Source organism: Curvibacter microcysteis, assembly GCF_028649455.1.
GTDB classification, from domain to species: domain Bacteria; phylum Pseudomonadota; class Gammaproteobacteria; order Burkholderiales; family Burkholderiaceae_C; genus Curvibacter; species Curvibacter microcysteis.
The window spans coordinates 661,903-682,022 of sequence record NZ_JAQSIO010000003.1 but is presented as its reverse complement, the minus strand read 5'-3'; the positions used below and the strand labels follow the sequence as shown (position 1 = coordinate 682,022).

The window sequence follows — 20,120 nt, the reverse complement described above, 5'->3', positions numbered from 1 at the left end:
ATGGCGAACTGAAGAACCCGGCCATCACCTTGTACACGTACAAGGACGGCAAGAAGGTGGCTCTGAACTGATCCTCAGTTCCTGAGCTTCCCACGCAAAAGGCCACCTTCGGGTGGCCTTTTTTTTCGGGTTGGCTGCGTTGGCTGCAGCGGTTGCTGTTTCTTTATGACGACAAATGTAAACGGCTAATTGATTTTCGATTGGCGTTTGTATATCATTAAAATCAGATGAATCGCTATAAATGTGATTTTTCTAGGCGAGAAGAGCGATCTTTTTTGAAGAATTTCAGATTTGACCCTTTGGTCAGCCAGGATCGACATTTCGCCATCCCCCAGTGGATGCTCAATTGAACTTCTGTTCGTTAGGTGACCAATGTCGGTCTCAAGCGAGCTGCTATTTGTTACATTGGAATGGCTCAGTTTGCTGAAGCAGATTGGGCGCTGCGTCCAGATCGACGACAAGCAAGGAACACAAGATGCGGGTTCAGCAAGTGATACTGAAGGCCGGCCAGGATTGGGCTGCCTTGGATGCGTTGAAGGCCTTGGAGCCCGACCTGTTGCTGGTGTTTGGCGCCGTGCCATTCTTTCGGCAAGCGGGCCTTCATGAAGCCTTGCGGCAGCGCTTTGACCAGGCTTTGTTGCTGGGTTGCTCCACGGCGGGAGAGATCAGCTCTGACGGCGTGAGCGACGGGAAGTGCGTCGTGACAGGGGTGCGCTTTGAGCACACGGCCTTGCGCCTGGTGGCCACCCGCGCAGAGACCATGGCCGACTCTTTTGGGGCAGGCGAGCGCCTGGGGCGCGACCTGGCCTCGGATGATTTGCGGGGCGTCTTGATCTACGGGCCCGGCGTGGCGCTCAATGGCAGTGCCTTGGTGGATGGTCTGTGTTGTTCCGTGGGCCGCGAGGTGCCGATCACCGGTGGCCTGGCCGCTGACGGTGGTGCCTTCACCCAGACCTGGGTGCTGGGCAACGAGGGCGTGTCCGACCGCAGCGTGGTCGCCTTGGGTCTGTATGGCGAGGCCTTGCGCCTGGGCCATGGCTCTTTTGGGGGCTGGGTGCCGTTCGGTCCCTCCCGCCGCGTGACCCGAGCCGAAGGCAATGTGCTGCACGAGTTGGACGGCGAACCCGCACTCACCATCTACAAGCGTTACCTTGGCGACCACGCCAAGGACCTGCCGGCTTCCGGCCTGCTGTTTCCGTTTTCGATGCAGGACGAAGCGCTGGAGGGCACGGGCCTGATCCGCACCATCTTGAGCGTGGACGAGGCTTCCGGCAGCCTGACCTTGGCGGGCGAGGTGGCCCAGGGCAGTTATTTGAAGCTCATGCAGGCCAGCACGGACCGCTTGATCGATGGCGCCGAGAACGCGGCCGAAGCGGCTCGCGCCATGCTGCCGGGTGAGCAGGCCAGCTTGGCCATTTTGGTCAGCTGCGTCGGGCGCAAGCTGGTCATGGGCAGCCAGGTGGACGAGGAGGTGGACGCCGCCGCCGGTGTGTTGGGAGCGCAGGCGCTGATCACTGGTTTTTATTCCAATGGCGAAATCAGCCCCTTGGTGGCCTCAGGCGTCTGTCAATTGCACAACCAGACCATGACCATCACCACGCTGCACGAGGCCGCTTGATGCACCGTGGACTGAAGCGACAACTCAAGCGCACGCTGGGGGTCGAAGACGAGGCCAGTTGGCAGCAGGTGCTGGGTGAATTGGGCGCCGCCGCGGCTGCGCTGCCACCTGAGTTGGGGCGGGTGCTCCAAGGTTTGGGCGAGCTGGTGCAGCAGGTCGACGGCGCCTATGCGCAGTACGAGCGTGACCTGGAGCTGCGCATGCGCAGCCTGATGCTCAGTTCGGATGAAATGAGCCAGGTCAATGACCGGCTGCGCCTGGAGCTGAACAGCCGCGAGCGCGCCATCGACTCGCTGCATGCGACCGTGACCCACTTGCTGCCTGAGGCAGCCACCGATGCGCCGCTGGACCGCAACCTGGAAGACCTGTCGGGCCTGCTGTCCGACTTGGTGGCCCAGCGCGAGGCCGGTCGCCGCGCCCTGAATGACCAGCAATTTGCCCTGGACCAGCACGCCATCGTCAGTGTGACCGACCTGAGCGGCACCATCCTGCATGCCAACGACAAGTTCTGTGAGATCAGCGGCTACACCCGCGAAGAGCTGTTGGGGCAAAACCACCGCATCCTGAAGTCCGATGTGCATCCCGACGAGTTCTACACCCAGCTGTGGCGCACGATCGCGTCCGGTCAGGTCTGGAAGGGGGAGCTGTGCAACCGGGCCAAGGACGGCAGCGTGTATTGGGTGGCGGCGAGCATCGTGCCGGCACTGGACCCCGCCGGCAAGCCGTTCCAGTACACGGCCATCCGCACCGACATCACCGAGCGCAAGCGCATTGAGGCCTCCTTGGCTCAGGCGGCCAGCCGCCTGGAGCTGGCCACCAGCTCCGCGGGCATCGGTGTGTGGGGCTGGACCCCGCGCAATGACACGCTGTGGATTGACCAGCAAATGGGTCGCTTGTTTCAGATCGATCCGCAGAACTTCAGCCAGCACTTCAAGGAGTTGCTGGAGCGCATCCACCCGGATGACCAGTCCAGGGTGCTGCAGGACTTTGAGTCGGCCCTGCGCGAAGGCATCGACATCCGCACCGAGTTCCGGGTGCGCCTGCCCCGGGGCGAGGAGCGCTACCTGCGCTGTGCCGCCTCCTGCGTCATGGGGCCAGATGGCCGAGTCGATCACATGATTGGCGTGGACTTTGACATCACCAGCCTGCGCATGGCCGAGTTGAACATGCGGCAGGCCAAGGAGTCGGCCGAAGCGGCCAACCGGTCCAAGAGCGACTTCCTGGCCAACATGAGCCATGAAATCCGCACCCCGATGAACGCGGTGCTGGGCATGTCGCACCTGCTGCTGCAAACCCCGCTGGACCGCAAGCAGACCGACTTCGTCAACAAGATCCAGCACTCGGGCCAGCACCTGCTGGGGATCATCAACGACATCCTGGACTTCTCCAAGGTGGAGGCGGGCAAGCTCGATGTGGAGCACATCGAGATGGACCTGGAAAAGGTGCTCGAGAACGTGGCCAACCTGGTGGGTGAAAAAGCCCAGGCCAAAGAGTTGGAGCTGCTGTTTGACGTGGCACCCGACGTGCCCACGCACCTGGTGGGCGACCCGCTGCGCCTGGGCCAGGTCCTGATCAACTACGCCAACAACGCGGTCAAATTCACCGAGCGAGGCGAGGTGACGATCGAGGTGCGCAAGGACAGCGAAAGCGACACCGAGGTGGTGCTGCGCCTGGGCGTGCGCGACACGGGCATTGGGCTGAGCGCGGACCAGATGGACCGCTTGTTCGAGAGCTTCCAGCAAGCGGACTCTTCGACCACGCGCAAGTACGGTGGCACGGGGCTGGGGCTGGCGATCAGCAAGCGCCTGGCGGCCTTGATGGGGGGGGAGGTGGGGGTGGACAGCGTGCTGGGCCAGGGCTCGACCTTCTGGTTCACCGCCACGCTCGGCAAGTCTCAGCAAAGCCCTTTGCCACGACCGCAAATCGCCGACTTGCGCGGCAAGAAGATGCTGGTGGTGGACGACAACGCCCGCGCCCGCGAAATCCTGGGGCAACTGCTGGCCCAACTCAGCTTCGAGGTGCATTTCGCCGAAAGTGGTGGCCAGGCCTTGCATGCCTTGCAAACCGCGGACGACGCCCTGCAGCCTTATGACTTGGTGTTTTTGGATTGGCGCATGCCGGACACCACGGGCATCGAACTGGCCCAGCGCATCGGGCAGCTCCCGCTGCAGCGCCGCCCCAAGCGCTTGCTGGTGGCCGGGCATGGGCGGGAGGACGTGCGCGCCAGTGCCCGTGAAGCCGGGATCGACGGCTTGATCATCAAGCCCTTCAACCACTCGGTCTTGTTCGATGCCGTGATCGAAGTGCTGGGCACGGGCCAGACGCCCCGCCGTTCTGGCCAAGGCAAGAGCGCATTTTGGAGTGGCGGCTCAGGCCTGAACGACCTGGCCCAGGTGCGCGGCGCACGGGTGCTGCTGGTGGAAGATAACGACCTCAACCAAGAGGTGGCTGCCGGAATTTTGCGACTCTCGGGCCTGTTGGTGGACATCGCGGGCAATGGCCAGGTGGCTTTGGACAAGATCCGCCAGCAAGAGTACGACCTGGTGCTGATGGACATGCAAATGCCGGTCATGGACGGCATCACGGCCACGCAAGAGATCCGCAAGTTCGACGACCTGGCCCACATTCCCATCGTGGCCATGACCGCCAATGCCCGCGATACCGATCGGCAACGGTGCATGGCCTCTGGCATGGTCGACTTTGTGGCCAAGCCCATCGAACCCGAAGAATTGGGTCGGGTGCTCCTGCGCTGGATTCCGGCCAAATCAAGCGAAGTGTTGACGAGCCCTTCTGAGCCCCGTGGCGGTGGTGCCACAGAGGCTGCACCCAAGGTCGACCCCGTCGAGCTCTTGAGCCGCTCTGTGCTGCAGATTCCTGGCCTGGACGTGGCACAGGGCTTGCGCCGGGTCATGGGCAGCATTCCGCTGTACCTCTCGCTGTTGCGCAAGTTCATCACCGGACAGCGCGAGGTACCAGACCAGATCCTGCAGGCCTTGGCCGAGCCCGACTGGGACCGGGCCGAGATGCTGGTGCACACGCTCAAGGGCGTGGTGGGCAACATTGGCGCCACCGAACTGCACCAGTTGGCGGCCCAGCTCAATGAGGTGGTCGATCAGCGGGCGGATGTCAATGCCGCCTTGGTGCTGGCCGGTCAACTCAAGCAAGGCCTGGTGGTGGTGGTCAGCGGCATCGAGTCGCAGTTGTCGCCCGCACCCGCCGCCGCGGCCCCCAGACCGGCCAACCCGGCTGAGCAAGCCCAGGCCCAGGCCCTGTGTGAGCAGTTGCGGGGCTTGTTGAGCGATGACGACCCGGACGCCGGCGATCTGCTGGACAGCCATTCGGCCTTGCTCAAGCGCCACTTGGGGGTGCACTATCGGGCGGTTGAGTCGGGCATTCGGGGTTTTGACTTTCCCGCCGCTTTGGCTGCATTGCAGCAGGTGGCCTGATTGCCCATGCTGACGCTTCCCTTTGTTTTTTCCCGTTCGGCCGGCGCCTTGTTCAGGCCCTGCGGCCTGACCGGCCCGTGTGTGCGGTCCCCGGTAACCTTTTCCTGATTCAGGTAGCTCCATGCAAGCCCCCGCCATCCCCCTTGACGAAGAAAGCCGACTGGCAGCCCTGCACCTGAGCGGCCTGCTCGACACGCCCCCCGAGGAGCGTTTTGACCGGCTGACCCGGCTGACCTGCCAGGCCCTGGGCGTGAAGATCGCGTTGGTGTCCTTGGTCGACAGCGAGCGACAGTGGTTCAAGTCCTGCCAGGGCCTGGATGCGAAAGAGACGCCCCGCGAGCTGTCTTTTTGCGGTCATGCCATCTTGCAGCGCGACATCTTTGAAGTGCCTGACGCGCTGCTCGACCCCCGCTTTGCCGACAACCCACTGGTCACTGGCGCACCCCATGTGCGTTTTTACGCGGGGGCGCCCTTGCGTGGGGCCGATGGCTACCGCCTGGGCACGCTGTGCATCATCCATGACCAGCCGCGTCTGTTGAGCAGCACCGAGCGTCAAACCCTGCGCGACCTGGCCGCCTGCGTCGAGCAGGAGATTGGGCAGCAAAAATTGCAGGAGAAGACCCTGGCCCTGCAGCAGGCCCGCCATTTGGGCGAGGTGCTGGTCGACACCCAGGCCTTGTTCATCCGCGATGCCGACCGGCCCCGCGTGTTTGAGAACCTGTTGAGCGAGTTGCTGGCCCTGACCGGCAGCGAGGTGGGCTTTCTGGGCGAGGTGTACCACCTGGGCGATGACTTTCCCAGCTTGCAGATCCAGGCCATCCATTCCCTGAACCCCGACCCGGCCACGCTCCTGCCGGGCGATGTCCCTGACCCCGAGGCGGCGCTCAGCGAGGACCTGAAAAGCCTGCAGCGGGTGTTTGCCAGCGTGCTGGAGAACGGCACGCCCGTGCTGCGCGATCAGCACGACGACATCGCAGGCGAGTACGACCTGGTCTGGGGCGACACCCAGCTCAGCGCCTTCCTGGCTGTACCCATCCACCATGGCGGCGAGTTGGTGGCCTTGCTGGGCGTGGGCAAGCTGCGTGGCACCTATGAGCTGGAGCTGACCGAGTTTTTGCGCCCCTTGCTGGTGACCATTGGTCAGCTGATCGAAGCGGCCCGCATCCAGGCTGAGAACACCCGCATCCAGCGCGAGCTCACGCGCCTGTCCCGCGTGGCCAGTGAGACCACCAACGCGGTCATCATCACCAATGCCCGCGGCGAGATCGACTGGGTCAACGACGGCTTCACGCGCATCACGGGCTACCGGCTCGAAGAGGTGCGCGGTTTGCGCCCCGGGCACTTTCTGCAGGGTGCCGAGACCGACCCCGCCACCGTGGCCCACGTCAAACGGTCGCTGCGCGCGGGGCAGGGCTTCCGGGTCGACTTGCTCAACTATGGCAAGAGCGGTGTGCCTTACTGGGTGAACATCAGCTGCAATGACCTGCGCGACAGCGACGGCGTCTTGCAGGGCTTCATGGCCATTGAGACCGACATCACCGAGAGCAAACGCGACGAGCAGGCCCTGCGCCAGGCCCGCATCGAGGCCGAGGCGGCGAATCGCTCCAAGAGTGAATTCCTGGCCAACATGAGCCATGAAATCCGCACCCCGATGAACGCGGTGCTGGGCATGTCGCACCTGCTGCTGCAAACCCCGCTGGACCGCAAGCAGACCGACTTCGTCAACAAGATCCAGCACTCGGGCCAGCACCTGCTGGGGATCATCAACGACATCCTGGACTTCTCCAAGGTGGAGGCGGGCAAGCTCGATGTGGAGCACATCGAGATGGACCTGGAAAAGGTGCTGGAGAACGTGGCCAACCTGGTGGGTGAAAAAGCCCAGGCCAAAGAGTTGGAGCTGCTGTTTGACGTGGCACCCGACGTGCCCACGCACCTGGTGGGCGACCCGCTGCGCCTGGGCCAGGTCCTGATCAACTACGCCAACAACGCGGTCAAGTTCACCGAGCGAGGCGAGGTGACGATCGAGGTGCGCAAGGACAGCGAAAGCGACACCGAGGTGGTGCTGCGCCTGGGCGTGCGCGACACGGGCATTGGGCTGAGCGCGGACCAGATGGACCGCTTGTTCGAGAGCTTCCAGCAAGCGGACTCCTCGACCACGCGCAAGTACGGTGGCACGGGGCTGGGGCTGGCGATCAGCAAGCGCCTGGCGGCCTTGATGGGGGGTGAAGTGGGGGTGGACAGCGTGCTGGGCCAGGGCTCGACCTTCTGGTTCACCGCCACGCTCGGCAAGAGCTCCTTGCAACGTGTTCCGCCAAGGCCAGAGCCCGACTTGCGCGGCAAGAAGATGCTGGTGGTGGACGACAACGCGCGGGCCCGCGAGATCCTCGGCCAGCTGCTGACGCACCTGACCTTCCAGGTCAGTTTTGCCCACAGTGGCGACGAGGCCCTGGCCCAAATTCAAGCTGCCGACGACGCCAAAGACCCCTTCGACGTGGTCTTCCTGGACTGGAAGATGCCCGGCCTGGGCGGCGTGGCGGTGGCCGAGCAACTGCGCCGCCGCGTGCTGCTGCAAGCCCCGCGCAGCGTGCTGGTGGCGGCAGACAACGGCGACGCGGTGCGCATGGAGGCCTTTGCGTCCGGCATTGACGCGGTGGTGGTCAAGCCGGTCAACCCTTCGCTGCTGTTTGACAGCGTGATGCAGGTGCTGGGGGGGCGCATGCTGCGCAAGTCCTCGGTGGGATTGGGCAGTGTTCAGGTCCACGCCCAAGCCCAGGCGCTGGGCCGGGGCCTGGGAGCGGCGGCCGATGTACTGCGCGGTGCGCGTGTCCTGCTGGTCGAAGACAACGAAATCAACCAAGAGGTGGCGGCCGGCATGCTGACGCTGTCAGGCCTGGTGGTGGATGTGGCCGAGAACGGCCAGGTCGCCCTCGACATGATCCGCCAGAAGGAATACGACCTGGTGCTGATGGACATGCAGATGCCTGTCATGGATGGCGTGACCTGCACCCGCGCCATCCGCCAGATCGATGAGCTGCAGCACATTCCCATCGTGGCCATGACCGCCAACGCGCGCCAGTCCGACCGCGAAGCCTGTTTGTCTGCGGGCATGGTCGATTTTGTGACCAAGCCCATCGAGCCCGAAGAGCTGTGGCGCGCCTTGCTGCGCTGGATCCCGGCGCGCCGCGCCCAACGCTCGGCGCCCAGCACCCTGGCGGCACTGGGCACGGCGGCCCAGGCCGGCCAGACCGCGGCCGAGGCCACCGGGGCCATGGGGGGCGCCGTGATTCAGATTCCGGGCCTGGATGTGGCTCAGGGCCTGCGCCGAGCCATTGGCAACATCCCGCTGTACTTGTCCCTGCTGCATAAATTTGTCAAAGGCCAGCGCGATGTGGTCAATGACATGAAGTCGGCACTGGCCGAGCAGGATTGGGGCGGGGCCGAACTTCTGGCCCACACGCTCAAGAGCGTGGCCGGCAACATTGGGGCCCACAGCCTGCAGCACGCCGCTGCCGATGTGGAAGACCTGTTGCACGACCCGTCGCGCCGGACGGAGGCACCTGCCTTGCTGCCATCGCTCGCGGCCCAGTTGCAGGCCCTGGTGGCCAGCATCGAACAACAGTTGTCGCCCAGCAGCGCCCCAGCCCCTGCACCGGTTGAAGCGCCCCAGCCCACGGCGGCGGTGAAGGTAATGGAAGCCGCCAATGAAAAACCCCTGGTGCTGGTGGTCGACGACACGCCAGAGAACCTGTCGCTGATGAGCGCGGTGCTCAAGGACCGCTACAAGGTCAAGGTGGCCAGCAAGGGTGAGCGCGCGCTGCAAATTGCCACCACCAGCCCGGCGCCAGACATCATCTTGCTCGATGTGATGATGCCCGAGATGGATGGCTACGAGGTCTGCCGTCGCCTCAAGGCCGACCCGCGCAGCGCCCACATCCCGGTGCTGTTCCTGACGGCCAAGACCGATTCGGAGTCGGAGGCCACGGGCTTCCAGTGCGGCGGCGTGGACTACATCGGCAAGCCCATCAGCCCACCGGTGGTGCTGGCCCGGGTGGCGGCGCAGTTGCAGCTCAAGCGCATGGCGGACTTCCTGCGCGACAAGAACGACTTCCTGGAGCAGGCCGTGGCCGAGCGCACGCGGGAGCTGTCCGCCATTCAGGACGTGACCATCCTGGCCATGTCCTCCATGGCCGAGACCCGCGACAACGAGACCGGCAACCACATCCTTCGCACCCAGCGCTATGTGCAGTGCCTGGCGCAAAAGCTGCAGGCCAATCCCCGCTTTGCACCGGTGCTGACCGACGCCTACATCCACCTGTTGTACAAGTCGGCGCCGCTGCATGACATTGGCAAGGTGGGCATCCCGGATCACATCCTGCTCAAGCCAGGCAAGCTCACGCCTGACGAGTTTGAGATCATGAAGACCCACACCACGCTGGGCTACCTGGCCATCGACCGGGCGGAGAAGTCGCTGGGGATGAACCTGCCCTTCCTGGCGCCGGCCAAGGAAATTGCGCTCTACCACCAAGAAAAATGGGACGGCTCAGGCTACCCCGAAGGTCTGGTGGGCGAGGCCATACCGCTGTCTGCGCGCCTGATGGCCGTGGCTGACGTTTACGACGCCTTGATCAGCCGGCGCGTCTACAAAGGCGCCATGACCCACGACGAGGCCATGGCGATCTTGCGCCAGGGCCGGGGCCAGCACTTTGACCCCGATGTGTTCGATGCCTTCCTGGAGGTGGAAAACGACTTCCGCCGCATCGCCATCAGCCTGTCCGACCCGGACGAGTGAGCGCTGGGCGCGCCCAGTGCCCCCAGCGGGGCGCCGGGCGCGTGGGTTCAGACCAGCTTGTGGCGCACGCGGTTGAGCGCCAGGCGCGCAATTTGGGGCGCGGCCGCGCTGGTGCCCACCAAGCGGACGGTGGCGCCGCCCCGCGTGCCGGCGGCCCGAATGCCTTGCAGCACCGGGTTTTCGTCGGAGGGGGCCAAGGTGCGTGGGGTCTTCACCACCCGGGCTGAGCGGGCCGGGCGCAGCCGGTCTGGGTCGTCCACTGGGGCCGAGTAAGGGGCCCAGCGGTGCTGCGGGTCGGCCTGCAGGCGCGTGCCCCCCACCGAGATCACATGCTCACCCGTGGCAATGCTGTTGAACGTGCCACTGCGCCGCACCAAGGGATGCACCTGGAGCGGCAGGGTGTCCAAGAGCTGGTCCGGGGCGTAGTCCGGGTCATCGAAACGGGACTGCGACGGGCCGCCACGGCGCCCCAGCAACACATCATCCCGTTCAATGTAGGCATCGAAGGTGAAGGCCTGGGCGCCGGTGTTGTGCAGGGTCAGCTCCCACAGCCCTGAAGGGGCGGTCGGCACGCCCGCCCACAAGGAAAAGGTGGGGGACAGGGCCAGCAAGGCACAACTGTCGAATTCACCCAGGGCGCTGTGCTTCAAAAACACCAGCGAGGCCAGGGTTTGACCATCTGCACTTTGCCACGCGCCGGCCTGCTCGACCTGCAGTGGGGGCAGCTCACCGCGCCCAGGCACCTTCAGGCTCAGTGACAGGCCCGGCGCGGCCGCCGCAGGCAGCCACAGCTCCAGGAAGTTCTGTGTCGGGTCGCCGGGCGGGCTGCGCCACTTCAGTGTCAGGGATTGGCCCGGCTGCACCGGGGCACTGGCGTGGGTGCGGCCCTGGTAGGCATTGCTGGTGGGTAACACCAGGGTCAGCGAACCCGCCCACAAGGTGATCAACTGGTCCATGGCCCGCTCCAGCAGGCTGCTGCCGTCGTGCGGACCCGCCAGCGTGCCCCAGCTCAGGTTCACCACCACTTCGGCCTGGGCATCGCAGCAAGACAGGATGTACATCAGCCCGTCGAGCAGGTGCACGCGCATGGAGCCGCCCGAGGTGTCCTGCACCGTGGCCTTGTCCAGCTGCACCGCCACCACAGGGCAGCGGCTGGCCTCGTCGTCGGCCGCCTGCCAGGACGGTGGGGCCAGCGGCTCCCAGTCAAGGCGGGGGCTCAGGCCGGCCACACTGGCACTGACCGTGCGCGGCCCAGCGGCGATGTCGAGCACATGGGTGCCGTGGTTGATGCGCTTGTCCAGGTCCAGGCCCATGCCAAATTGGCGGTACACCTGGGCCTCGTCGTCTTGCCCCTGCTGGCGGCTGGCTTGCACGGCGGTGTCGATTTCGGCGGCCGTGATCTCGCTGCCGTAGTGCAGGCCGGGCGGTGCGCTTTGGCCGGGCAGGGCGTCCTGGCTCCAAAAATAGGCAATGCGGGTGCCACCGCCCTGGGCCTCAGGGTGCCGAAAGCGCGGGTGGGCAAAGGCCAGGCCGCCATCGATCAGGCCCAGCACCTTGCCCGTCAGCCCCGAGGGGCTGCTGGCCTCGCTGTCGCAGAAGGCGCGGCGGGGCGTGGCGGCGGGGCCGCTGGGCGTGGTGCGGGCCAGGGCCAATTCATAGCGGACCAGCAGGGGCTTCAGGTCGGTTTGGCTGCGCTGAAAAAAGGCCGGGCTGGCGTCGGCCGTGCAAAAGCGCAGGCCGGCGGGCAAGGGCCCGTCGCTGCGGGTGTACAGCTCAGGAATGCGCAGGCAGGCGCCGGCTGCGGTCTGCAGTTGGGCGGCACTGCAACCAGGCGTCAACTCGATCAGCAGGCTCAGTCGGTGGGCCATTCGGCCGTGGGCACTGGGGCTGTGGGTGCACAGGCCCACGGTCTCGGCCCACATCAGGTAGGGGTCTTGGCCTTCGCGCACCGCGGGGTCGGCCCAATCGAGGCCTGTGAAGACCCCTTGGGGTAAGTCGGACCAGGCCAGGGGCTGCGCACCAGTCGAAGAGGGGGGCGGCGCCATGGCTCAGGCCCACTCTGCGGCGGCCAACTGCCACATGGTGCTCAGCCAGGCTGAGCGCGGCACGGGACTGGCGGCGGCGTTGTACTGGTAGTAGGCGGGCGCCTCCTGGCCTTCCATCGGGATGCGGGGGTCGAAGTCCTGTTCCGGCGGGTAGTGCGCCCCATCGAAATGCCGGGCATGGAAGGCACTGCCTTGCAAGCTGCGCGCCACAATGAACTCGGCCAGGCTGGTGCCCAGAAGGCGCCCTGCGGCGGAGTCCACCGGGTAATGCAGGCCCGCCACCGTGCGGTTCACCGCGACGCGGGCGGCCAGGCGTTTGAGCTGTTCGGCCGTGCGTGGGTCGGCCGACAGCAGGCGCGTCAGCAAGGCCGCCACCAGGTGGGTCTCGGTCGAATGCCCGCTGGGCCAGCTGGCATGTCCGGGCGTGGGCACCATGGGCTGAATCTGAGGGGACAGCTGCACGGGGCGGGGCGCGTCAAAGCCCAGCTTGAAACGCATTTCCACCAACTGGGCCAGCGACAAGGCGGCGCTGAGCCACTCCAGCGTGCGCTTGTGCCGCTCCGGGCTCAGGCCCACCACCGTGGCCACGTAGTCCAGAGCCCCTTGGGCTTGGGACAGGATTTCCCCGCCGCGGTCGTCGCGCAGTTCGGCGTAGTTGGCCACCAGGTCCAGTTGACCCTGGAAGGTTTCGGCATTGGGCCGGGTCAGGCGCACCACCTCCACGCCCGCCGCGCCAGGGCTGTTGAACACCAGGGTGATGTGCTTGCCGTGCTGTTCAAACGCCAGGCCGGACAACATTTCAAACGTCACCGTGGCCACGCGGGCCGGGGCCAGGCTTTTGGCCAACGCGTTGGAGGCGTCCACCGGCGGCAAGGTCGGCGCGTGGGCCAAGGGCACATAGCTGCCCACGAGCGCGGCTCGGCTGTTGGTCAGGGACCCCGCCAGCAGCTCGATGGGCACCCCACCCAGGCCGGCAAAGCCCCCGGAGAAACCGCCTGAAAATCCGCCAGAAAAACCACCCGAAAAGCCCCCGGAAAAACCGCCCGAGAAACCACCAGAAAACCCCCCAGAGAATCCACCCGACATGGCAAGCACTCCTTTGCTTCGTTGTTGACTTCAGTTCACTTGTTTATCTGTCATCTTCAAAAAGGAGGTGCCTGACGCCTAGGCGTCGGGCACACCCAATGCACGCAAGGCGGCGATGCAGCGTTGCCGGGTCACACTTTGGCTGCTGCCAATCGCCATGTATTTTTGAATCGTCAGGCCGGGTTGCTCTTGCAGCAGCCGGGCCAGGGTGCGGCGGCCTTCCTCGATCTGGCCCAGCTCGACCTGGGCCGTGAGCAGCACGCGGTAAGCCGGGGCGTGGTGGGCATTGGCCTGGATGGAGTGGCGGGCGTAGCGCACGGCGCCTTCATGTTCTTGGTTGGCCAGCAGCGCCGACGCTGTGATCAGGTCGTAGTAGTACTTGATGGGGTCCAGCGGCGACAGGGCCTCGGCGTAGAAGGCCTCCGACACCGACTCCGAGGCCGAGCCCCACATGGTGGACAGCACGCTCTTGAACAGCCACGCCATCGACTCATTCGGGTTGGCTTTGACCGCTGCATTGAGGCGCTGCTCGGCCAGACCGAATTCGCCCAGCAGCTGGGTGTAGATGTGGCCCTCCACCGAGAGGGTGAGGGCGTTTTCGGGGTCCAGATCGAGGGCGCGCTGGGTTTGGCTCAGCGCAATCTGGACCTCACGCTGCGGGTCGGCGCTCAGCCCACGCACGATGTTGAGCACATGCCACTTGGCCAGCCAGGCCCGCAGGTTGGCGACGCGGCCGTGGCGCTCGATCAGCACGGACAGGATTTCTCGGCTGCGCTGAAAGTCCGCCATGGAGGTGCGGTGCATGAGGCCAATGCCGCCCAGCATGAGCGCGTTGCTGTCCAGGCGGGGCAGCGGCTGTGACAGGGTGCGGGCCACCTCGGTGTTGACGATCTGGCGGTTCACCCCCTGCGCCAGGCGGCCAATCAATTGGCTGTCGGTCTGCAGCAGGTCCAGGGTGAGTTCGCTCAGGCGCTCGGCCCAGATCACCTCGTTGCGCTGGGTGTCGACCAACTCGGCCATGATCAAGGTGTTCTCGCCCATCACCGCGTAGCTGCCGCTCAGCAGGTACTTGGCCCCCAGCTGGCCGTTGGCGATCTCCGGGGTGTTGCTGCGCTCGCGCAGGCCATGGGTGGACATGCGCGAAATCACCCGCACATCGGGCAGGCGCGACAGGCTGGCAATCACCCCATCGGCGATCAGCTCGCCGATCACCCATTCTTCCGCCACGGTACTGCGCGATCGAAAAGGCACGACCGCGATGGTGGGGCGCAGGGATTCCTGCTCTTCTGCCAGATCGCGCAGCAAGGGGTTGTTGCCCACCGGGCCCAGGCGGTAGGCGCGCACGGGTTGGTCCAGGTGCTTGAGGTAGCACTCGCCCAGGTCGCTGAGGTTGGCGTCCAGGCCGTGGGTCAAGAGGTCGCGCACGCTTTGGCTGGCCACCGTCTCACCCGGGCCGGCCAGGCCGCACAAGCGGGCGGCCAGGTTCACATCGTTGCCGTAGATGTCGGCTTGGTCTTGGTACACCGCCCCCGCGTTCAGGCCCATGCGCAAGGCCATGGGCTCGACGCCCGGGGTAGGGCGCATCTGGGCGTGCAACTGAGCTGCCACCGAGGCAGCGTGCTGGGCCTGGTCAAACTCGGCCATCAGACCGTCACCCAGGCTTTTGACGACCCGCCCGGCGCCCGATTCGATCAGGCGCCGGGCTTCCTGGGTGAAGGCATGCCAGCGCAGCACCGTGCCCTGTTCGTCCTGCTGCATCAAGCGCACCGATTCCACCAGGTCAATCACCAAGATGACCTTCACGGCGCCAGGCATCAGCAAGCGGTTGGCGCCAGAGGAGTGGTCGGTGTCAATGAAGTGCAGGGGGCTCAATGCAGCGGCTTTGGGTGAAGTGGGGCCAATGTCAGCCGTAAATCGGCAGAATCGTACCGTTGATTCTGATACCGCGCAATTTAAACTGACTCGCGCGCGCTGTGGTGCCTGGGGCGCTCAAGGGTGGGCTCCGCTGCCGCAGGGGCCTACCAGGGCCTGGCACAGCTGCGGGCGCCCAAAAAAGAAGCCCTGTGCATAGGTGCAGCCCAGCTGCTGCAGCAGCTGGGCGGTGGCTTCGTCTTCGATGCCTTCGGCGATGGTGCTCAGGCCCAGCATGTCGGACAGGGCCAGTGCCGAGCTCACGATCTGCACGCTGCGCTCGCCGCTGTGCAGGCGCTGGACAAAGCTCCGGTCGATCTTGAGACAGGAAAACGGCAAGGTCTGCAGGTAGTCCAGCCCGGCGTAGCCTGTGCCAAAGTCGTCCAGTGCCACCCCAATGCCCATGGCCCGCAGGCCTTGGACCACATGGCTGACCAGCTCCACGCTGCTGATGATGATGGTTTCGGTCAGCTCGATGTGCAGTTCCTGGGGGGGCATGTCGTGGGCGGCCAGGCAGGCCTGGATGCGTTGCACCACCCCTGGCGTGCACAGCTCGGGGGCAGACAGGTTCACGCTCATGAAGGGCACACTGCCATCGCTGGGGCGGCACAGCGGGCGCAGGGTGGCCCAGTCGGCCACGGCGCGCTGCAGCACAAATTCACCCACGCGGTGGATCAGGCCGGTTTTTTCGGCCAGCGGGATGAACTCATCGGGGCTGATCAAGCCCAGGGCCGGGTGGCGCCAACGCACCAGGGCCTCAAAGCCCACCACCGAGGCATCGCTCAACAAGACGATGGCCTGGTAGTGCACCTCCAACTGGCCGAGCCGGATGCCATCCGACAGGCTTTGCGCCAATGACAGCGTGCGAACCGCCGCACTGTGCAACTGCTCGCCCGGGTCCAGTTCAGTCAGGGCGTTGTGGTCGGAGTGGTCGTCGCGCTCCCGCAGGGGGCGGGGCGTGCGCGCGCTGCGCACCCTTTCGAGCAGCAATTTGACCAGGTACTGGACCACTGGATCGGCGCGCTGCAACAGGCCCTCCACATGGTCGCGGTCGATGCGGATCAACTCCGTCGGCACCAGGGTGCGGACCGTGGCCGAGCGTGGCAGGCCATCCAGAAGCGCGATCTCGCCGAACATGGCGCCAGCGGCCAGCACGTCCACCCGGCGCTGGTCGCCCTCGGGGCCCAGCAAGATCTCCACGCAGCCGCAGTCAATGACATAGGCCGCCTCTCCCACCTCTCCGGCGCGAAAGACGATTGCATTGGCGGCATAGGTTTCCCGCTGGAAACCCGTGGTGACATCGGCCATCGTTTGAATCCTTAGCTCTGGGCAGCATAGCAGGATGTTTCAAGACGTTACAGCCATTGGTCAAATGCAGACAGCGCCAAGCCGGACGGCGCTGGGGTGTCAGGCGTCCGTTGCTTTTTGGGCGCCGTGCTCGGCCTGGGTGGGTTGCAGGAAATCGCCTGCCGGGGCGTTGGTCGAAGCCCAAGGGCCGGGCGGGACGACCATGGGCTCCTGGGGATTGACCCTGAAGTGAGGCGACATGATCTGCACGCCCATTTCATTGAACACGTCCTGGATGTGGCCGTGCAACTGGTTCAAGGCCTCAATGCGCCGGTGCGGCGCTGAGCGATTGCTCTGGGCACAGAGCCGGTACTCGACATAAAAGTCTGACAGCGCCGTTTGCACCACATAGGGCGGTGGTTCGCTGGCCACGCCGGCTGAGCGCTGCGCAGCCTCCATCAGCATGGCGTGCACCTGGCGCCAAGGCGTGTCGTAGCCGATGGTGATGGCGGTGTGCAGCATGAACCGACCATCGGCCACCAGGCGTGAGAAATTGCGGATGGGCTGGTTCAGCACCAGGGTGTTGGGCAGGCAGATCTCCTCGCCCATGCCCGTGTGCAGCCGGGTGCTGAACAGGCTCAGGCCCACCACAGTGCCTTCGGTTTCGCCCATTTTCACGTGCTCGCCGACGCGCAAGGAGCGCGAATACAGCAGCGACAGCCCTGCCAGGGCCTGCCCAACCATGCCGGACGCGCCCATGGACAGCATCAGACCGGCCAGCACGGTCATGCCCTTGAACGCTTCGCTGTCTGCCCCGGGCAGGTAGGGGTAGGCCATGGCCAAGGCAAACAGCCAAATCAGCAAGTTGCCCAGGCGGCGCGTGGGCATGGCGATTTCGGCGTCCAGCGACCCCAGCGTGATTTCGCCCTGTTCCACCCGCTTCATCACGGCGGAGAAGACCTGGGTGGCCAGGCGGGCCATCCCAAGGATCAGCAAGGCCACCATCAACTGGGGTATGGCGTTCAAGATGGCGCCTGCGAACTGGCTGAGCAAGCTCAACAAGCGGTCGCTGCCGCGCTCGCCCCAGGGGCGGGTGTAGGCAAACTGGCGCAGCACAAAAGTGGCCCAAGTGTCCAGCAACAGCAGCACCAGACCCAGGGTCAGCGCCTTGCTGAGCCATTGGATGGCGCGGCCGGAATGGGCCAGGTATTCCTTCAAAAACAGGCCCAAGGCGCCCTGGAACTGGTTGCCACTGAGCGCTTGGAACAAGCGCTCGGACCAGCGCCTTCTCAGCGCGATCAACAGACGCAGCGCCCCCAAAGCCAGGGCACTGGCCAGCAAGGTGGTGATCAAGGCCCGGCCCAGGGCCTTGGGGTCCCGGGACTCTCGGTGCTCGGCCACCGCCTGTTGCAGACGGCGCAGCACCTGACGCGCCGCCGCATCTTGCTGACCCAGGTTCAAGCCCGCGCCCAGGTCGGTCGGCGTGAGAACAAACAAAGGCTGGCCATTGAGCTCCACGCGCTGGACATCCCCTTCGCGCTGCAGGCCGAGGTCGTTGGCCTCGGAGCTGGCCAGGGCCTCGTTCAGCACCTCTTGTGCTTGTTCGGCCCGGCTCGCCGGTCCTTCGCCCAGCCAATGGCTGCGAAAGTTGACGATGGGGCGGTGGTTCAGGCGCAGGCTCGCGCCCTTGGCGGCCGACTGGGGCTCGACCGGCGGCTTGTCCGCTGGCAAGGGCTGGGTGGGCCAGGCCCCACTGGCTGGCAATGCGCTCAATTCGCTGCTCAAGCGTTCGGCCCGGGCGCCACCCGGGGCGAGCCATGCCCCGACAATGAGCAGGCAGCAGACCAGGATGCCCCAAGGCGGCACTGCGCCCGGCTTGACCTGGGGCGACGAATGAGGTCCAGGCCACAGACGGCGCAGCCAGGAGGACAGGACAGGGGCAAAAAACGGGTTCATCGGCGCCAACGCCCAGAGGGCCATCCAGAGGGGTTCCGATGATAGGGACGCCCCTGCAGCGCTTGACCGTAAGCATTTGCCGCAGATGTGAGCTGCGCTGCTGATTTGTGAGCGCGTGCCTGGTGAGGCCCCCGGGGGGCACGGCCTCGGTTCAGTTCAGCTCAGCCGTCCGACCAGGCTCGGACGCCACAGACCCCGATGGCGGGGACAAGGGCGCCTGGGCTTCGGCCTGCGAGGCCCAGGGGCCTGGCGGCACGACCTGGGCCTCGGGCGGGTCAGACCGGTAGTGGGGCGACATGATCTGCACGCCCATTTCATTGAACACGTCCTGGATGTGGGTGTGCAGCTGGCTCATGGCTTCGGCCCGGCGTTGCGGTGCCTGCTTATTGCTTTGCGCACACAGGCGGTACTCGACGTAAAAGTCCGACAGCGCGGTCTGCACCACGTACGGTGCGGGCGCCTGGGCCACCCCGGGGGTGCGCCGGGCGGCTTCCAGCAGCATGGCATGCACCTGGCGCCAAGGCGTAGCGTAGCCAATCGTGACCGCGGTGTGCATGACGAATTGCCCGTCTGCCACCAGGCGCGAGAAGTTGCGGATGGGCTGGTTGAACACCACCGTGTTGGGCACGCTGACCTCTTCGCCCAGGCCCGTCTGAACCTTGGTGGTGAACAGCCCCAGGGCCACCACCGTGCCTTCGGTGTCGCCCAACTTCACGTACTCGCCGACCCGCAGCGAGCGCGAATACAGCAGCGTCAGGCCCGACAGCGCCTGCCCCACCACACTGGAGGCGCCCAGTGACAGCATCAGGCCCGCCAGCACGGTCACGCCCTTGAAGGCTTCGCTGTTGGCGCCGGGCAGGTAGGGGTAGGCCATGGCCAGGGCGAACAGCCAAATCACCAGATTGCCCAGCCGGCGCGTCGGCATGGCGCTGTCGGCGTCCAGCCAGGGCAGGTGGATTTCCGAGCGCTCGACCCGGGCCAGAAAGGCCGACATGAGCCGCGAGCCCACACGGGCCAGCCAAAAGATCAACACCGCCACCACCAGGCTGGGCACCGCCTGCGCGATCACCTTCAGCAATTGCTGGCCCAGGTCCAGCAGCCAGGCCGTGGAGCGCTCGCCCCAGGGGCGGGTGTAGGCAAATTGCCGGACCACAAACGTGGCCCAGGCATCCAGCAGCAAAAGGATCGCAGCCAGGGTCAACGCCCCGGCCAGCCACTGGGTGGCGGTGCGGGCGTGGGCCATGTAGTCCTGCACCAGCAGGCCGACGGTTCCGTTGGTACTGCCTCTCTTGAGCGCTTTTTGCATCCGCAAGGTCAGGCGCCGGCGCAAGGCCAGCAGCAGGCGCAGCAGGGCAAAGGCCAGCCCACTGGCCAGGGCGGTGTACAGCGCGCCCCGGGCCAGGCTGCGGGGGTCGGTGGCCTCGCGGTCCTCATCGACCGCGGTTTGCAGGCGCCGGCTCACCTCGCGGGCGGCCGGCTCCAGCAGGCTGGCCGGGCGGGGGCCGCCCAGATCGCCGGGCAGCAAGAAAAACACGGCTTGACCATCCACTTCCAGGCGCACCGAACCGTCCTGCAAGTGGTGCGTGACGCGCCCGGGGCCGCCCGCTTGCAGCGCTTGGGCCAGGGCCTGGCGGGCCAGTTCGGTGCGTTCGGTGGGGGTGTCGCCCAACAGGCTGGCTCGGAAGGTGACGATGCGCCGCTGGTTCAGGCTGAGGGTGCTGAGTTCCGGCACCGCCGCAGGGGCGCTCGCGGCGGGCGACGGCACCGGGGACACCGGGCCCGGCGCGGCCAAGGCAGGCGCCGACTGGGGCGCCGACAAAGGCGCGGCCGCTGGGGCCAGGGCCAGGTCTGCCGCCAGGGCGAATTGGGGGGGGCTCAGCAGCAGGCCGAGCAGCCAACACGCCGCAGGCCATGCCTGGCCAGCACGCGGGAGCAGGGGGCGCACACCCCTCGTCATCGGTAAAAAGCCCATCCGCTCTGCC

General features: G+C 65.8%; 9 protein-coding genes and 1 pseudogene. 4 read left to right on the top strand and 6 right to left on the bottom strand.

Going from position 1 to position 20,120, the window contains the following annotated elements; genetic code table 11:
- Positions 1-475: 475 nt before the first annotated feature.
- The 4 genes and pseudogenes from PSQ39_RS11615 (at position 476) to PSQ39_RS11600 (ending at position 9,853) form a co-directional block, all read left to right on the top strand.
- On the top strand, positions 476-1,618 hold the full coding sequence (locus PSQ39_RS11615) for an FIST signal transduction protein (protein WP_273926930.1): 1,143 nt from the start codon (positions 476-478) through the stop codon (positions 1,616-1,618).
- Positions 1,618-5,064: a PAS domain-containing hybrid sensor histidine kinase/response regulator gene (locus tag PSQ39_RS11610; protein ID WP_273926929.1), complete on the top strand. Its 3,447-nt coding sequence runs from the start codon at positions 1,618-1,620 to the stop codon at positions 5,062-5,064. Before PSQ39_RS11615 ends, PSQ39_RS11610 begins: the two co-directional genes overlap by 1 nt.
- A gap of 121 nt (positions 5,065-5,185) precedes the next feature.
- Positions 5,186-8,665: pseudogene (locus PSQ39_RS11605) on the top strand (response regulator); the annotation flags it as partial.
- An 87-nt stretch (positions 8,666-8,752) separates the two neighbouring features.
- Positions 8,753-9,853 (top strand): response regulator, encoded by a 1,101-nt coding sequence (locus tag PSQ39_RS11600; protein ID WP_273926957.1) that lies wholly within the window; start codon positions 8,753-8,755, stop codon positions 9,851-9,853.
- 47 nt (positions 9,854-9,900) lie between these two features.
- Here the strand turns inward: PSQ39_RS11600 and PSQ39_RS11595 are convergent, their stop codons facing one another.
- From PSQ39_RS11595 to PSQ39_RS11570, 6 genes are all read right to left on the bottom strand, one after another.
- Positions 9,901-11,898: a S8/S53 family peptidase gene (locus PSQ39_RS11595; RefSeq protein ID WP_273926928.1), complete on the bottom strand. Its 1,998-nt coding sequence runs from the start codon at positions 11,896-11,898 to the stop codon at positions 9,901-9,903.
- Positions 11,899-11,901: 3 nt separating this feature from the next.
- The gene (locus PSQ39_RS11590) at positions 11,902-12,984 is read right to left on the bottom strand and encodes a phosphatase PAP2 family protein (RefSeq protein ID WP_273926927.1); all 1,083 of its coding nucleotides are present in this window, start codon (positions 12,982-12,984) and stop codon (positions 11,902-11,904) included.
- Positions 12,985-13,062: 78 nt separating this feature from the next.
- Entirely contained in the window at positions 13,063-14,856 is a 1,794-nt protein-coding gene (locus tag PSQ39_RS11585; protein WP_273926926.1) for an adenylate/guanylate cyclase domain-containing protein, read from the bottom strand.
- A 117-nt stretch (positions 14,857-14,973) separates the two neighbouring features.
- The gene (locus PSQ39_RS11580) at positions 14,974-16,203 is read right to left on the bottom strand and encodes an EAL domain-containing protein (protein ID WP_273926925.1); all 1,230 of its coding nucleotides are present in this window, start codon (positions 16,201-16,203) and stop codon (positions 14,974-14,976) included.
- Positions 16,204-16,302: 99 nt separating this feature from the next.
- A complete protein-coding gene (locus PSQ39_RS11575) occupies positions 16,303-17,955 on the bottom strand; it encodes a mechanosensitive ion channel family protein (RefSeq protein ID WP_273926924.1) in 1,653 nt (550 codons plus the stop codon).
- A gap of 334 nt (positions 17,956-18,289) precedes the next feature.
- Positions 18,290-20,083 (bottom strand): mechanosensitive ion channel family protein, encoded by a 1,794-nt coding sequence (locus tag PSQ39_RS11570; protein ID WP_273926923.1) that lies wholly within the window; start codon positions 20,081-20,083, stop codon positions 18,290-18,292.
- Positions 20,084-20,120: the final 37 nt, after the last annotated feature.

What these genes read in the sequence shown, in the direction of transcription:
- PSQ39_RS11595 (WP_273926928.1), bottom strand. Translation starts at nt 11,898, where the DNA reads ATGGCGCCGCCCCCCTCTTCGACTGGTGCGCAGCCCCTGGCCTGGTCC.
- PSQ39_RS11600 (WP_273926957.1), top strand. Translation starts at nt 8,753, where the DNA reads ATGGAAGCCGCCAATGAAAAACCCCTGGTGCTGGTGGTCGACGACACG.
- PSQ39_RS11590 (WP_273926927.1), bottom strand. Translation starts at nt 12,984, where the DNA reads ATGTCGGGTGGATTCTCTGGGGGGTTTTCTGGTGGTTTCTCGGGCGGT.
- PSQ39_RS11610 (WP_273926929.1), top strand. Translation starts at nt 1,618, where the DNA reads ATGCACCGTGGACTGAAGCGACAACTCAAGCGCACGCTGGGGGTCGAA.
- PSQ39_RS11615 (WP_273926930.1), top strand. Translation starts at nt 476, where the DNA reads ATGCGGGTTCAGCAAGTGATACTGAAGGCCGGCCAGGATTGGGCTGCC.
- PSQ39_RS11580 (WP_273926925.1), bottom strand. Translation starts at nt 16,203, where the DNA reads ATGGCCGATGTCACCACGGGTTTCCAGCGGGAAACCTATGCCGCCAAT.